The 15,364-nt window shown below is 40.9% G+C and carries 14 protein-coding genes; 6 read left to right on the forward strand and 8 right to left on the reverse strand.

What is annotated here, in order from left to right; genetic code table 11:
• The 3 genes from AC1DQW_RS07825 to AC1DQW_RS07835 all read right to left on the reverse strand — a co-directional run.
• The coding region (locus AC1DQW_RS07825; protein ID WP_477453572.1) for a sugar transferase at nucleotides 1–727 on the reverse strand (727 nt) is incomplete at its 3' end.
• Nucleotides 728–739: 12 nt separating this feature from the next.
• Nucleotides 740–1,513, reverse strand: coding sequence for a class I SAM-dependent methyltransferase (locus tag AC1DQW_RS07830; protein WP_477453573.1), 774 nt, complete (start codon nucleotides 1,511–1,513; stop codon nucleotides 740–742).
• A gap of 30 nt (nucleotides 1,514–1,543) precedes the next feature.
• Nucleotides 1,544–2,554 (reverse strand): glycosyltransferase, encoded by a 1,011-nt coding sequence (locus tag AC1DQW_RS07835; protein WP_477453574.1) that lies wholly within the window; start codon nucleotides 2,552–2,554, stop codon nucleotides 1,544–1,546.
• A gap of 54 nt (nucleotides 2,555–2,608) precedes the next feature.
• On the opposite strand from AC1DQW_RS07835, the gene AC1DQW_RS07840 reads away from it, so the two are divergent.
• Nucleotides 2,609–4,087 carry a lipopolysaccharide biosynthesis protein gene (locus AC1DQW_RS07840; protein ID WP_477453575.1) on the forward strand — a complete coding sequence of 493 codons (1,479 nt, stop codon included), beginning with the start codon at nucleotides 2,609–2,611 and terminating at the stop codon, nucleotides 4,085–4,087.
• A gap of 135 nt (nucleotides 4,088–4,222) precedes the next feature.
• Here the strand turns inward: AC1DQW_RS07840 and typA are convergent, their stop codons facing one another.
• From typA to AC1DQW_RS07855, 3 genes are all read right to left on the reverse strand, one after another.
• The gene (typA, locus tag AC1DQW_RS07845; RefSeq protein ID WP_477413941.1) at nucleotides 4,223–6,034 is read right to left on the reverse strand and encodes a translational GTPase TypA; all 1,812 of its coding nucleotides are present in this window, start codon (nucleotides 6,032–6,034) and stop codon (nucleotides 4,223–4,225) included.
• 94 nt (nucleotides 6,035–6,128) lie between these two features.
• A complete protein-coding gene (locus AC1DQW_RS07850; protein WP_477453576.1) occupies nucleotides 6,129–6,257 on the reverse strand; it encodes a hypothetical protein in 129 nt (42 codons plus the stop codon).
• Between the two features lie 17 nt (nucleotides 6,258–6,274).
• Complete coding sequence (locus AC1DQW_RS07855; protein WP_477453577.1) at nucleotides 6,275–7,063, reverse strand: alpha/beta hydrolase; 789 nt, start codon at nucleotides 7,061–7,063, stop codon at nucleotides 6,275–6,277.
• Between the two features lie 160 nt (nucleotides 7,064–7,223).
• Between AC1DQW_RS07855 and AC1DQW_RS07860 the strand changes: the two genes are divergently transcribed.
• From AC1DQW_RS07860 to AC1DQW_RS07875, 4 genes are all read left to right on the forward strand, one after another.
• On the forward strand, nucleotides 7,224–7,931 hold the full coding sequence (locus tag AC1DQW_RS07860) for an alpha/beta fold hydrolase (RefSeq protein ID WP_477413947.1): 708 nt from the start codon (nucleotides 7,224–7,226) through the stop codon (nucleotides 7,929–7,931).
• Between the two features lie 108 nt (nucleotides 7,932–8,039).
• Entirely contained in the window at nucleotides 8,040–9,119 is a 1,080-nt protein-coding gene (locus AC1DQW_RS07865; RefSeq protein WP_477453578.1) for an ATP-grasp domain-containing protein, read from the forward strand.
• A 400-nt stretch (nucleotides 9,120–9,519) separates the two neighbouring features.
• On the forward strand, nucleotides 9,520–10,617 hold the full coding sequence (locus AC1DQW_RS07870) for a carboxylate-amine ligase (protein WP_477453579.1): 1,098 nt from the start codon (nucleotides 9,520–9,522) through the stop codon (nucleotides 10,615–10,617).
• Between the two features lie 95 nt (nucleotides 10,618–10,712).
• Nucleotides 10,713–11,537, forward strand: coding sequence for a type 1 glutamine amidotransferase (locus AC1DQW_RS07875; RefSeq protein ID WP_477453580.1), 825 nt, complete (start codon nucleotides 10,713–10,715; stop codon nucleotides 11,535–11,537).
• Nucleotides 11,538–11,606: 69 nt separating this feature from the next.
• Here the strand turns inward: AC1DQW_RS07875 and AC1DQW_RS07880 are convergent, their stop codons facing one another.
• Nucleotides 11,607–12,944: an efflux RND transporter periplasmic adaptor subunit gene (locus AC1DQW_RS07880; protein ID WP_477405811.1), complete on the reverse strand. Its 1,338-nt coding sequence runs from the start codon at nucleotides 12,942–12,944 to the stop codon at nucleotides 11,607–11,609.
• Between the two features lie 40 nt (nucleotides 12,945–12,984).
• The gene (locus AC1DQW_RS07885) at nucleotides 12,985–14,433 is read right to left on the reverse strand and encodes a TolC family protein (RefSeq protein WP_477453581.1); all 1,449 of its coding nucleotides are present in this window, start codon (nucleotides 14,431–14,433) and stop codon (nucleotides 12,985–12,987) included.
• A gap of 94 nt (nucleotides 14,434–14,527) precedes the next feature.
• Between AC1DQW_RS07885 and AC1DQW_RS07890 the strand changes: the two genes are divergently transcribed.
• Nucleotides 14,528–15,154, forward strand: coding sequence for a polysaccharide deacetylase family protein (locus AC1DQW_RS07890; protein WP_477405126.1), 627 nt, complete (start codon nucleotides 14,528–14,530; stop codon nucleotides 15,152–15,154).
• Nucleotides 15,155–15,364: the final 210 nt, after the last annotated feature.

Consider the following 15,364-nt stretch of genomic DNA (forward strand, 5'->3'; position numbering starts at 1 on the left):
GGTGTACACCACTACCATCGTGACCTATGTTTTGTATAAAGGATTTTGAAGGATTTAAAGTTAATCCGCCCTTTAAAAATATAGAAGCGTACCAGCGTATAGCCCAGGAATTATTTTTACCAGCTTTAAAATCCTGGATCTGTTTCCAGAAATTCATTTTGCCCTCAATCGAAAATTTAAGGATCTTTAAAGAGTCAAACTGTGCTATAAGTTTATCAATATCGGGTTCAAAGCTAGCCCAGGCACGCGCCCACGTTGCCCAGCCCCAACTGGTGGCAGCACGATAAAAAAACAATTCGGGCAGATCCTTTTCTTCCAGGTTGTACATATACGCGCCAATATGCATCACTTTTTCTTCGTTTGCGTAACGGGTTAGCGCTTCATTAAAATACTGGAGCGTGTAAGGTGATGATAGCAGGTCGTCTTCAAAAACAATCACTTTGCCATATTCATAAACCAATTGGGTAACCCCACTGATAATGGATTCGGCCAAACCCAAGTTATTATCGCGCATGACTACTTTCACCGATTTAAAGCCGGTTGTTTCTTTAGCCAATTGCCTTACTTCATCAACTTTAGCACGGTCGGCTTCAGTTTTGGCTGCATCGCAAAAAATGTACAAACGGGATTCATCTGCCAAAACGTTTTTTTGCAGATGAATAATGGTACGGCGCGTATGATTGGGCCGGTTGTATACAAACAGGGCTATTGGGGCAAGTTTTTGCATTTATTGGAAAAATCAAAATAATTCAGGTTGCTTCGCGGCCTTTTTACACAGAACGGTATAAGCGTTGGCAAATTGCTCGCTCACTTTTTTTCCCATAAGTTTTCCAAGTGCCTGTTTAACCTTAAACTCAGTAGCTATACGCAGGTTTTTCAAAAGGCTTTGGGATTTCTTTTGATTAATGTACATATTAAATTTTGTAACCTCGGGCTCTATCATCGAGGTAAGGTCCTTCTCTACTTCTAAACCCTCGGTAGCTAACAGGTAACGTAACGATGTTGGCGTGTAAACATTGATGTGGCCGTATGCCAAAAAGTGTTTAATGCGGGTATCAACACCGCTTTTATAATCACGCGGCACTTCAATAACGCATCGTTTTGCCACTCTTTTTATTTCGCGCAGCAACATCCGCTCATGCTCCACATGCTCCAACACATGCGATAGGATGATCAAATCAAAACTATCATCGGCAAAAGGCAGCTTATAACCATCAAATACCTGCGCAGCTTTCAGGTTTTTTATACCACGCGACAGGATGTACTCCACTCCGCTACCCGAAATTTCAACTGCCTGGTACTCGGATGCAAAGTTATTATCAGACAAGATCTTTAAAATACTGCCATCGCCTGCACCTACTTCCAGTACATTGGCAAAAGTTAAGCCCTTGCATACATCAATAATATGCTGCGCTTTGTATTTGGCACCAAGCATGCGCCAGGCTTCATCGTGTTTCTGATAAAATTGATCGTACGCGGTTTTATATTCGCCGCCAATAATTGATTCCTGCATTATTTACGAAGGTAAAACTTTTATTGCTTATTAAAACTTTTCAGGCGACGCTTTACCAAGCTTGCCCTGAAGCCCGTCATTAACCGCCGATACTAATTTGCGGTATTCGCTTTGCTTGCCGCTCAGCTTACTTATCAGCCATAAATACCCCATGTACAATCCTTTATTCAGCTTAAATACAAAGGGCGACCGCACCGCCACCTTTACATAAAAGTACATCCTGTTACGTATGGCATAATAGGTTCTGAAACTCCACAAATCCAGCAAATGTGAATGAAAGGCTTTAGGCTGGTAATTTATTCCCTGCGACATATCTATATCAATAACCTTACACGATGGTATCAACCAGATGGTGGCGCCCGATAGAGTAATGCGATAGGTGTATTCGGAGTCGTCTACATAAACAAAAAAACGCTCATCGGGGTAACCTATTAATTCAACCATCCCCCGATGCATCAGTAACCCACCGTAGGGTACATAAGGCATCATCACTTTATCTTTATAATCAACTTCCTTATCAAATTTATCATTCCTCTTATAAAACTGATTTCTTAGAATATTAAACACGCTAAAGCCCATAAAGTTATCGGGCACTAAATAATACCTGGCGGGGTTTTCGCCACGGGCAATTTTAACATGCGGCAGCCGGTCTTCGCGTAAACAATAAAGTGCCTTTTTGTTATTATCAACCTCAAGTTCATTCCATTTGGCAAGTAAACCGGCAAGTGCACTTCCATCGGGCAGGTTATCATCATCCAGCAGCCAAATCATGTCAGCATCGGTTTGCAGGTAAGCATATTCAATAGCCTGTTTATATCCACCCGCCGAGCCCATATTATCGGCATTATTTAAAACGATAACTTTGCTATTTTCAAGACCGGCAACCTTTTCATCCACGCTATAAGCCGAGGCATTATTAACCACTACAACCTGTGAAACCTGATGCAAAGAAAGTACCCGTTTCAGCACCTGCTCCAAAAATTGCCACCTATTTGCATAGGTAACCGTTAACACACACACTTTATATTTTATATTTGCCATGTACAATTCAAAAGTATCATTTTACAACATACATTACAGCGGTTATATTACTGAATGGGCATAATAAAACGACAAACCATTAAGGGTTCCATCTATTCGTACCTGGGTGTGTTCATTGGCTTTCTTTCCACAAACTATATTTTACCACATTCACTAACGGCTGCACAAGTTGGTTTAATAGGTATACTAACCTCTGCTCCGCTTATGTTTGCCCAGTTTGCTATCCTGGGTTTTAATGGTACCGCAAGGTATTTCCCATACTTTCGTAACAAGGAAAAAAACCACCATGGCTATTTATTTTTAGCTTGTATGGTATCATTAGCGGGTACCATATTATTCTTACTAATAGCATATCTTTTTAAAGATCAAATAGTTGGACAAAACTTATCTAAATCAGCCCTGCTTGCGGCATATTATTGGTACCTGATGCCGCTTACTATTTTCACGCTGTTTTTTAATGTGTTTGACCTTTATGCCCGGATGCTTTACAACATGACTACCGGCCTTATTTTACGGGAGTTTACCAAAAGAATATTTATACTGGTGCCTATGTTGCTTATTTATTTTAAGCTGATAAACTTCGGGGCATTTATGGTGCTTTGGCTGGTGGCAAATCTCATCCCTACAGCTTTTATCATTATCAGGCTCATCAAAGACAATCAATTTTCGCTTAAACCTGATCTTGAGTTTTTGAATAAGGAAATGGCCTATAAACTGATAGGGATTTGCTTCTTTACTATACTAACAGGTACCGCTCCTGTAATTATCCAAAATGTTGACAACTATATTATTTTTAAAAAGCTTGGATTAAGCAACACAGGTATTTATATGCTTGCATTTAACTTTGGATTGATCATTACACTTCCTACCCGGTCATTGTACAGCATTGCTTATACCATAGTGGCCGAGTCATTTAAAACCAATGATCTCCAAAATATCCGTACTGTTTATGAAAAAAGCTGTGTTACCCAACTCATTAGCTCCCTATTTATATTTATACTCATGTGGGCAAGCATTGATAATATTTTCGCTTTGATTCCACCGGCATACAGTGCGGGGAAGTATGCTATATTCTTTGTAAGCATCGGCTTTTTGATCGAGGCGTCAACAGGTATAAACGGGGTTATCATGGCAACTTCAAAATATTTCAGGTACGAGGCTTTGTTTAACCTGTTGCTGGTTGGTATTATTATTGCAGCCAACCTGATATTAATTCCCATTTATGGTATTACCGGATCTGGCATCGCTTCGGCAATTACTGTTTTTATTTTTAACCTTTTCAGGTATATTTTCATTTGGGTAACTTTTAAAATGCAGCCTTTTACCGTTCAATGCCTGCTGGCTTTGGTAGCAGGTGTTTTAGTTTATTACCTGTCAGTTTGGATACTGCCACACCTGCATAATTATTATATTGATACCATGGTACGAACCGCGTTTATTACCGCGCTTTATTTACCGGCGGTTTACTTTTTAAATTTGTCTGATGACATTAATGGGACTATTGACAACCTGCTATTAAAAATCAAACAGTAAATACCGGACAAAATCCTTATGGAGATAGAGGAGATAGTTCGGGCACAATATCCCCGGGAAGAATGGTTCCTCCCAATAACAGAAAAGCCCTCCGGGAGTTACCGAAGGGCTTAATATTATAATTTACCAACCTTATTATTGGTTTGAAAATCTCTTGGCGTTAATCCGTCTTTCGTTTTCGTTAAGGAATATTTTACGTAAACGAATGCTTTGTGGGGTTACCTCAATGTATTCGTCGGCCTGGATGTATTCCATTGATTCTTCTAACGAGAATTTGATAGCAGGTGCAATCCTAACGTTGGTATCGCTACCTGATGCACGCATGTTGGTTAACTGCTTGCCTTTGGTTAAGTTAATAACCAAATCGTTATCGCGGATGTGCTCGCCTAATACCTGTCCTTCGTAAACATCAACTCCCGGATCAATGTGGAACCTGCCACGATCCTGTAATTTATCAATTGCAAAAGCGGTAGTTTTACCGGTATCCATTGATACCAATACACCATTTAAACGGCCCGGGATCTGACCTTTCCATGGTTCATATGCTTTAAAACGGTGAGCCATAATAGCCTCGCCACCTGTGGCAGTTAATACGTTGTTACGTAAACCAATGATACCACGTGCAGGGATATCAAACTCCAGGTGTTGTAAATCGCCTTTTGGTTCCATTACTAAAAGATCACCTTTACGTTGTGTTACCAGCTCAATTACTTTACCCGCAACTTCGCCCGGTACATCTACAATCAGGGTTTCAACCGGCTCGCATTTAACACCATCGATCTCTTTAACAATAACCTGTGGCTGACCAACCTGCAACTCATAACCTTCACGACGCATGGTTTCAATCAATACAGATAAGTGAAGAATACCACGACCATATACCAGGTATGAATCAGGCGATTCGGTTTCAACAACCTTAAGCGCCAGGTTTTTTTCCATCTCTTTGTATAAACGGTCGCGCAGGTGGCGTGAGGTAACAAATTTACCTTCTTTACCAAAGAAAGGAGAAGTATTGATGGTGAACAACATATTCATTGTTGGCTCATCAATATGGATAACTTCCAGTTGCTCTGGTTTTTCGAAATCGGCTATAGTATCGCCAATATCAAAACCATCAATACCTACAACCGCACATATATCGCCAGAGCTTACTTCTGTAGCTTTAACTTTACCCAAACCTTCAAAAGTATAAAGTTCTTTTATTCTTGATTTTTGGATAGTGCCATCGCGTTTTACCAAAGATACCGGTTGGTTTTCTTTAATAGTACCACGAGCCACACGACCGATAGCAATACGACCTACGAATGAAGAATAATCCAAAGAAGTGATCTGCATTTGTAAGGTACCTTCGGCTATAGGCGCAGGAGGAATGTTAGCTAATATAGCATCCATTAACGGGAAAATATCCTCAGTAGGTTTTTTCCAGTCGGTGCTCATCCAGCCTTGTTTTGATGAACCGTAGATAACCGGGAAATCCAGCTGATCTTCAGTAGCTTCAAGGTTGAAGAATAATTCAAATATCTGTTCGTAAACTTCTTCGGGGCGACAGTTCTCTTTATCTACTTTGTTTACAACCACAATTGGTTTTAAGCCTAAAGCTAAAGCCTTTTGGGTTACAAAGCGGGTTTGAGGCATAGCGCCTTCAAAAGCATCGCAAAGTAATAACACACCATCAGCCATTTTCAATACACGCTCAACCTCACCACCAAAATCGGCGTGACCAGGAGTATCAATAATGTTAATCTTAACGTCTTTATACATTACCGAAACGTTTTTTGATACGATGGTAATACCACGCTCACGTTCCAGGTCATTGTTGTCCAATATTAATTCACCAGTTTCCTGGCCATCACGAAAGATGGCGCAACTGTGTAAAATTTTGTCAACCAAAGTGGTTTTACCGTGGTCAACGTGTGCGATGATCGCAATGTTTCTTATTTTTTGCATGAAAAATGCTCTTCTGATTTTGGCGCAAAGGTAACGTTAATATATGAGATTTTAAAGCGTTGTCAAGTTATGGGTAAAGATTTATACAATTCTATTACCAAAGGGTGGTAACCGGATAGGCTTTAAAGTGCTGATCGGCAGAGATAATAATCAGGTTTTCGGTAATAGCCTGGGAGATTATCAGCCGGTAAAAAGGATCGCCGTGGCGACCAGGTAAATTCAAGCTAATTTATAAAAACTCTACCTCCCAAACCCCCAACTCAAAAACTTACCCATAACCCTACCCCAGGTTTCTGTATTATGACTGCCACCTACCACTTCAACATACTGTATATCCGCAGGACGGGTATAGCCCTTATCTTCCAGTTCTTTAATCAGGTCGATGGTATCGTCAATGGCATCTATGATCCCGTTTTTATTCCTATCGCTGGCTTCATCTTTGGTGCCTGTTTGCAGCCAGAATTTCAAGTTGGATTTGCCTTCGGTTTCTCTTACAAGTGCATGAGCTATCCGGTCTTTATCGGTATAACCTTTTGTAAGATCTTTGCTTCTCCACCAGAATGATCCGGAGAACACCCCAACCTTACCAAATAAATCCGCATTATTCAAGCAAATGTCAAATGCCGATAATCCCCCTAAAGAAAAACCGGCGTAGGCTGTAGTTTCAAAATCGTTGATACCGGTTTGCTCCTTAATCTGTGGCAACAGTTCAGTTATAATAAACCGGGTATAAATATCAGCTTTGATACCACGCTTTTTAAAATCAGGCTTGCCCGCAACGCCATATTCCTGCAGGCGTTCGTCGCCGGCGTGTATGGCTGCAACCAGTAGTGGTTTTATGCGGTTACTGTTATATAACTGCTCAAGCGTTTGTGTAAGTTGTAGGTTTTCAAGCTCCTGGCCGTCGTTTAGTAATAGCAGGTTTAGGGGCTCTGCAATTTTCTGCTCATCGGGCATTAAAAGGGTACATATCACTTCCCTGTTAAGCAGTTTGGAGGTTACAATTATATTTTTTTCGGTTATCACCATCTCAGTTTCAGCCCAGCCCAAATACATATTATGTTAAATTTAAAGGGCACAAAAGTACGCTATGTTTTTAATTTATTAAGCTAATGTTTTTATTTATCAGTTAGTTGCCTTTTTCAGTTAAACCGCTTAACTTACATTCTGAAAACATAAACCGACCATTTTGACAGAAAAATATCACCGCTGGTACTCGCCCAACTTAAACTTACACGTTGAAATGCTGGTATTCGGCGATAGGGGTTTTCCTGTTATCCTATTCCCAACAACCAAAGGCCGTTATCATCAAAACAAGGATTTTGGCTTAATAGATAGCGTGAAATGGTTTGTAGATGAAGGCTTGGTGAAAATTTACTGTCCCGATACACTTGACGACCGTACCTGGTACGACAAAGGTATCCATGCGGCCGACCGGGCACGTAACTACAGCTGGTACGATAAAATGTTGCTTAATGAGCTGGCACCCTGGGCTATGCACGAAACCGGCGTAGGCAAAGTAGCCCTTGCCGGTTGTAGTTTCGGTGGATATCATGCGGCCAATTTCGCTTTTAAACACCCGGAGAAAGTGGCTCACCTGTTTACGATGGGCGGTGCATTTGATATTAAAATGTTTACCGATGGTTTTTACAATGATGATATTTTTTATAACAACCCGATAGATTATTTGCCAGGCAGCGATCGTAGCGAATTATGGCAGATAAACATTATCCTCGGCACGTCAGAACATGATATCTGCAAAGATTATAATATTCAGCTATCAAACATTTTAAACAATAAAGGCATTAACCATTGGTTGGATATCCGCCCGAATGCCAGTCACGACTGGCCGATATGGCAGGAAATGTTTCCACATTATTTATCAACCATTAAATAGAATCAAGAGTTAAAAGACAGTAATCAAGACAGAAACAACAATATCTACACTAATACAAAAACAACAGGAAACCGGCAACTCGCAACCGGCAACCTAAAACAAAACACTATGAAAAAAATAGGCATCTTATTCGGACAGGAAAATTCGTTCCCACAGGCATTTGTGGATCGAATAAACCAGAAGGCCGAGAAAAATATTTCGGCGGAGTCTGTCCGCATTGATAAAGTAATGCAGGCCGAGCCTTTGGATTACGCTGTAATTGTCGACCGTATTTCGCAGGATGTGCCGTTCTATCGCGCGGCATTAAAAAATGCAGCTATTTGCGGTACTGCCGTTATCAATAATCCATTTTGGTGGAGTGCCGATGAAAAGTTTTTTAACAACGCGCTGGCTGTTAAAATTGGCGTACCGGTACCTAAAACTGTAATCCTGCCATCAAAAGATCTGCCTGATGATACAACCGACAGGTCATTCCGTAACCTTGCTTATCCTTTAGATTGGGAAGGTATATTTAACTATGTGGGTTTCCCGGCCTATATGAAACCATTTGACGGCGGTGGGTGGAAAGAGGTTTATAAACTGGAAAACGAGGAAGACTTTTTTGATAAATACAACCAAACGAAACAGTACGTTATGATGCTGCAGGAAGAGGTTATTTTTGATGATTACTTCCGTTGTTATTGTATTGGCGGCAAACATGTACGCATTATGCAGTACGAGCCCCGTAACCCACATCACCTGCGTTACGAGCATGGCAAAGCGCCTGCATCAAAAAAATTATTGGAAACGGTTAAAGATTATGTGATAAAACTTAACCAGTTTTTGGGCTACGACTTTAACACGGTTGAGTTTGCTATCCGCGATGGGGTTCCCTATGCTATTGATTTTTGCAACCCGGCCCCCGATGCCGAAGTAACCAGCGTAGGCCAGGAAAACTTTGAATGGGTGGTAGAAACCGCCGCCGATTACGCTATAGAGCGCGCAAAAAAACAAAAAGACGGCATTGATAACCTTACCTGGGGCGAATATTTGAAAACATCGGCAGCAAAAACGCCATTGGTAAGTGTTAAAAAAGCTAAACCCGCCAAGGCAGATGTATCTGTAGGCACGATTGATCATGCTATTGAGACTGACGGTAAAGTAAAGAAAGAGAAGGTGGTAAAGGCGAAGAAGGCGGTGAAGGCGTAATCTAAACCAGGTAATCCGCCCGCCAATTGGTCGGATCGGCTTCCCGGGACAAGCGCCTTGCCGAACGATTAAAAGGGCTGGTGAATTAGCGATCCCTTACTTTGGGAACGAGGAAAGTTGCGGTTAAATAGGGGAATCACCCGGTTTAGAAACCTAAAGTTTTGCCTCTTGATTGCCGCTCTTTTTCTTCTGCTGTTGCGGTTTTGTTGCGTTTTGTATTTTATGACAATTCATAATTTACTAACTATCAAATAGATAATATTTTTTACTGTTTCACCTGTTGCGAACGCAACACACGACAGTTTTTGATATATAAAATGGATACACACAGTAGCCTCCGGAAAAAATCTTTCGAACACTGAAGGTTTTATATCCGTTGCTATCATAACCCTAACCAATTATGAACGAGTTTACCTTAGGTGTTGAAGAGGAATTTATGGTGATTGACCCTGTTACCAGGGAACTAAAATCGCATGAGCAAAGAATTGTGGATAGCGCGCAAAAGATCCATGAGGACCAGGTGAAGGCCGAAATGCACCAGGCCGTAGTGGAAGTAGGCACTCATATTTGCAAAAACACCCTGGAAGCCCGCAAAGAAGTAGGCAAACTGCGCACCACGGTTGCCCAACTTGCCGGTGATATCGGCCTGCGTATTGGCGCTGCGGGAACACACCCGTTCTCGCACTGGCAACACCAACTGATCACCGATCATCCCCGCTACTTCGAGATAGTGGATGAAATGCAGGATGCGGCCCGCTCAAACCTTATTTTTGGCTTACATGTACATGTTGGCATTCAATCGCGTGATATGGCCATTCATATTGCCAACCAGGTAAGGTACTTTTTGCCGCATATTTACGCACTATCAACAAATTCGCCTTTTTGGGAAGGGCGTAATACAGGGTTTAAATCATTCCGTACAAAGGTTTTTGATAAATTCCCACGCACCGGCATTCCTGATTATTTTAGCAGCATTGAGGAGTATGATAATTATATCAAACTGCTTGTAAAAACCAATTGTATTGATAATGCCAAAAAGATCTGGTGGGATATCAGGGTACATCCGTTTTTCGAAACTATCGAATTCCGCATTTGTGATTGCCCCATGCTGGTTGATGAAACAATTGTTTTCACTGCGCTTTTCCAGGCACTGTGCGCCAAGCTATATAAACTCAGGCAACAGAATATGAAGTTCATTACCTACTCACGGGCGCTTATTAACGAGAATAAATGGCGCGCTGCACGATATGGCATTGATGGGAAGATGATTGACTTTGGTAAAGAAATGGAAGTAAATACCCGGTCGCTCATATTGGAATTACTTGATTTTGTTGACGATGTAGTTGATGACCTTGGCTCGCGCGACGACCTCCAATACGTACACAAAATACTGGAACACGGCACCGGCGCCGACAGGCAGTTGGCCGTTTACCAGCAAAATAATAACTTTGAAGACGTGGTTGACTATATTACCTCGCAAACGTTGAAGGGGCTATAGACAGCCGAAACCTTCCCGGTAGGGAGGACTTGTATATTATATTTATTAAAAAAAAAACAAAAGTCTCCCTTACCGGGGGAGATTTAGAGGGCCATATGAAACCGGAAATAAAAGTAGCCATACTTGATCTGTATGATGGGATAGCGAATGAGGGTATGCGCGGTTTCCAGGATATTTTAAACAGGTACAAAACACAGCACGATTTAAATATTACCTACAAAATTTTTGATGTTCGTAGGGGCTGCGAAGTACCAGGACTCGATTTTGATATCTATATTTCAAGCGGAGGCCCCGGTAATCCGCTTTATGAGGGCACAGAATGGGAAAAGAAATATTTCAGATTGACCGACAAACTGGAAGATCATAATTTATCAAACAATACAGATAAAAAACATGCGCTATTTGTATGTCACTCCTTCCAGCTGATGTGCCGTAAATACGAATTGGGTGATATTAATACGCGCCGTTCACCATCATTTGGGGTATTGCCGGTTAATAAAACTATTGAAGGCTTCAACGACCCTGTTTTTGAAGGCCTTGCCGAACCATTTTATGCTGTGGATTCGCGCAGCTGGCAGGTGATAAACCCCAACGAAAAACGGTTTAAGGAATTAGATATGCAACTGGTAGCTATGGAAAAAGAGCGCCCTCACGTTGACCTTCCCCGGGCTATGATGGCCATCCGTTTTAATGAGTATTTTTTTTCTACGCAGTTTCATCCCGAAGCTGATGCCAACGGCATGCGAAATCTTTTATTAAAAGAAGAAAAAAAGGACGAAGTTATAAACGAGCACGGCGATGTGAAATACAAAGAAATGCTGCAACACCTTGCCGATCCAGATAAGATCACCCTTACGCAAAACACTCTTATCCCTAATTTTTTAAATCAGGCGGTAATGAACCTACAGGGCATTTCGTAAACTTCCTTATAAATAATAAAGCCGCACCTTTACTGGTTGCGGCTTCGTTATAAAAATTTAGGTTATGTTTTACTGTTTAGCATCCGCGTTAAATAACTTCCCTTTGTCAACCTTTTCAATCACCATGCCATCGGCCAGTGTTTTTGATATAGCTGCATACGGAGCCGATACTACTTCATCGCCGCTTTTAAGACCGCTTAATACCTGGATGTAAGTATCATTCTGAATACCGGTAGTTACCTGCACTTGTTTAAGTTTGTTGCCGTTCAACACAAAAACGTATTCTTTAGATGGTTGCGATATTTGCGGCTTGCTCTTATCATCATCTTTCTTCGGCGGACCGTTCTGCTCTTTTTTCTCCTCGCGGGTAGTTACTGATTGAATTGGCACAGATAACGATTTAACCTGGTTGGTATTAATATCAACTGTAGCTGTTAATCCCGGGCGGAACGGCGATGGGTTATCAGCAGTTTTTTTAAGCAAACCTGCATATGATGCAGCATTGATCCTAACCTTAACGGTAAAGTTGGTTACCTGGTCGGCAGTTGTGCCCACTACGTTGGCAGAGCTTCCTATCTCAGAAACCACACCGGTAAATTTCTTGCCTAAAAACGCATCAATCTCGATGTTTGATGAATCGCCCAAAGAGATGCGGTTTATATCGTTCTCATTCACATCAACATTAACATCCATTTTGCTCAAATCAGATATGGTCATGATCTCGGTACCTGCAAATTGCTGGGTACCCAAGACACGCTCGCCTAATTCAATTGAAAGTTTAGATACTACACCATCTACAGGTGAGTAAATAGTTGTTTTAGCCAGGTTATCCTGAGCTTCTTTAACTGATGCCTGTGATTGAGCCAAACCAAATTGCGAACCAATAACGTTTTGCTTTGCAGCCTCAAATGATGCTTTTGCACCCTCAAACGCTGCCTTGGCATTTTCAAATTCTGATACCGTGAGCACTTTGTTTTTATAAAGCTCCTGGCTGCGTTTAAAAATACCAGCCTGGTTGTTAAAAGTAGCTTCGGCTTGTTTCAGCATCTGGCCGGAGTTGCCTACACTTGCCTTTTGGGTATTGTATGATGCAATTGCGCGGTCGTAACCAGATTTTAATATGTCCGGCCTGATTTTACAAAGCAATTGTCCTTTTTTAACCACGTCGCCTTCCTTTATAGGTAGTTCAACTACCTCGCCCGAAACTTCGGGGCTTATTTTAACTTCAATATGTGGTTTTATTTTGCCACTGGCAGATACTGTTTCATTTATTACGCGCACATCAGCTTTTTCGGTAGCCACCTGTGTTAAAGCCGGCTTGCCTATTACACCTGTCGCTTTAAGTATGATCAGCAGAACAACCAGAGAGCCAAGCCCTATCAGAATATATTTAGTAGTTTTTCCCATGATAATGAGTTTGGATATTTACGGTTTTAGATTTTTATAATTATAATGTTATAGGATTGCCCAGGTAATAATCAATAACCTTGGCCCTGAATACAACCATGTACTGCGCCTCAATCATATCAAACTGCGATTTATTAAGATTAGTTAATGATGTATTATAATCCAATGAATTTACCAAGCCAACGGTATAACGTTGTTGTATAATATTAAATGCTTCTTTATTTGCCTGGTAAGTTTGGGCTGAAGACAGATACGATTTTTCGGCAGATTTTACATCCAATACTGCCTGGTAAATAATTTTACTCAGGTTATTGCGGGCCAGTTGTGATGTTAGCTTTGCATTTTCATATTGTATTTTGGCTTTACGTACCGATGTGCGTGCACTAAAACGGTTAAATATCGGAATCTGTAAGCTTACGCCTATTGATTGGTTAAAGTTGTCGCTTAGTTGCTTAAAAAACGGATACTTGTTATATACTGCTTTAAAATTCGGCAATGTTGCCGGCTGGCTCCGGTTGCCATTAACAAAGCCAACTGTATCTACCCTGCCTGTAGGGATAGCACCACCAAATAAAGTACGGGCATCAGAATAGTTTGAACCCAATTGCCCAAACAAAACAACGCTTGGATAATAATTACCCTGGGCTACTTTTATACCTTGCTGTGTCGCTTTTTCCCTTTGCTCGGCTAATAACACATCCGGGTTAACGGCCATTGCGGTTTTTAACACCTCCTCGGCATTATACAATGTTTTTATATCTGTTAGTTTGCTGATATCTGGTTTCTCAACTGTAATATCTGTTTGTGGGGTCATTTCCATGTATTGCTTTAGTGTAAGCAAGGAAAGCTCCAGCGCATTTTCGGCATTGGTATAATTCAGCTCTGCTGTTGAACCTGCCGCTTTTGCCTGCGCCAGATCGGCCAGTGTTTGGTTGCCAACATCAAAGTTTTTTTGAGCTCTATCCAAAGTTATTTTTGAGATATCAATCTGTTGCTGTGCAGCTTTTACCAAATCCTGGTTGGTTAATACCTGCAGATAGGTGGTCACTACATTAAGTACCAGGTCGTTCCTAACCTTAGCGGTCGCTGTTTTATCTGCATCAAGCAACAACTTGTTTTGAATTACAGTATTGCGTAACTGCCCACCCTGGAACAAAGTTGCCTGGCTTTGAATTGTACCGTTTAACGCAAAAATACGCTGATTAATGAATTGGTTGGTTGAAGGGTCGATATTACGGCCAAAGTTAAACGAAGCCTGCGGACCTGCAGTTAAGTTTGGCAGCTGGTTATATTTGGATTGTTTGTAGGTTTCATTATCCAAAGCCTCGGTAAACTGCGACTGTTTGATGGTAAGGTTACGCTCCAAAGCCAGATCGACCGCTTTTTGCAATGTAATCACTTCCTGCGCATTAGCCGTAAAGCTAAGTGCCGAAAACAGGAAGGTACAAATAACAGTTGCTTTAAATGATAATAGTAATTTTGGTTTCATAAGGTTTTTCTATACAATGGTAAGCAACTGTTGACTACATTGCAATGTTGATTTCTATATATCGGAAAATTTAACATTTAATTTCGAATTTGACATGTACCTGGTTAAAACTCCCTGGCTACTAAAAAAGCTATATCCCGAACTAATTTGGAACGTAAACCAAAGCAACCGTTGTATTTATCTTACTTTTGACGATGGACCTATACCTATTGTTACACCCTTTGTATTAAATATTTTAAAACAATATAAGGCCAAAGCCACATTTTTTTGCATTGGCGATAATGTAAGTAAACATCCCGATATTTTTAAGCAAGTAGTTAACGATGGGCATGCCGTAGGCAACCATACCTATAACCACCTAAAGGGATGGAAAACTGATAACAAAACTTACGTTGATAATTTTTTACTTGCTGATAACATATTAGATACCGATCTTTTTCGCCCGCCTTATGGCCGCATCAAAAAACAACAGGTTAAGGATCTTAAAATTGTCCGCCCTAATATTAAAATCATCATGTGGAATGTGCTTAGCGGCGATTTCGACATCAACCTAAAACCCGAAGCCTGCCTTAAAAATGTATTGAAACACACCAGGGCCGGGTCGATGGTGGTATTTCACGACAGTTTAAAAGCTTTTGAAAGACTGGAGTATGTTTTGCCAAGGGCGATGGAGGAGTGGAGTAAAGAGGGGTATGAATTTAAGTTGATTGGTCTGCGTTGATTGGACGAATTCATCAAAAAGAAAAAACCAATGAACTTATTGACTGAAAAGTAACCTTAACCAACCAAGTCAACCCTATCAAACTTAACGCCTTTATTTAGAACAACTCCAAATAACATTTACATAGTTGACTGACAGGTTTTAGTTGTAATTTTTGTAAATTCGCCGCACTACGCTTCTATTAAGGGGTTTAGTGTCAATTTCTTTTAC

This window comes from Mucilaginibacter sp. P5_A4 (genome assembly GCF_056400605.1).

Coding starts and splice junctions, on each gene's coding strand:
- AC1DQW_RS07830 (WP_477453573.1), bottom strand. CDS start 1,513: ATGCAGGAATCAATTATTGGCGGCGAATATAAAACCGCGTACGATCAA.
- AC1DQW_RS07835 (WP_477453574.1), bottom strand. CDS start 2,554: ATGGCAAATATAAAATATAAAGTGTGTGTGTTAACGGTTACCTATGCA.
- AC1DQW_RS07840 (WP_477453575.1), top strand. CDS start 2,609: ATGGGCATAATAAAACGACAAACCATTAAGGGTTCCATCTATTCGTAC.
- typA (WP_477413941.1), bottom strand. CDS start 6,034: ATGCAAAAAATAAGAAACATTGCGATCATCGCACACGTTGACCACGGT.
- AC1DQW_RS07855 (WP_477453577.1), bottom strand. CDS start 7,063: ATGGTGATAACCGAAAAAAATATAATTGTAACCTCCAAACTGCTTAAC.
- AC1DQW_RS07865 (WP_477453578.1), top strand. CDS start 8,040: ATGAAAAAAATAGGCATCTTATTCGGACAGGAAAATTCGTTCCCACAG.
- AC1DQW_RS07870 (WP_477453579.1), top strand. CDS start 9,520: ATGAACGAGTTTACCTTAGGTGTTGAAGAGGAATTTATGGTGATTGAC.
- AC1DQW_RS07875 (WP_477453580.1), top strand. CDS start 10,713: ATGAAACCGGAAATAAAAGTAGCCATACTTGATCTGTATGATGGGATA.
- AC1DQW_RS07880 (WP_477405811.1), bottom strand. CDS start 12,944: ATGGGAAAAACTACTAAATATATTCTGATAGGGCTTGGCTCTCTGGTT.
- AC1DQW_RS07885 (WP_477453581.1), bottom strand. CDS start 14,433: ATGAAACCAAAATTACTATTATCATTTAAAGCAACTGTTATTTGTACC.
- AC1DQW_RS07890 (WP_477405126.1), top strand. CDS start 14,528: ATGTACCTGGTTAAAACTCCCTGGCTACTAAAAAAGCTATATCCCGAA.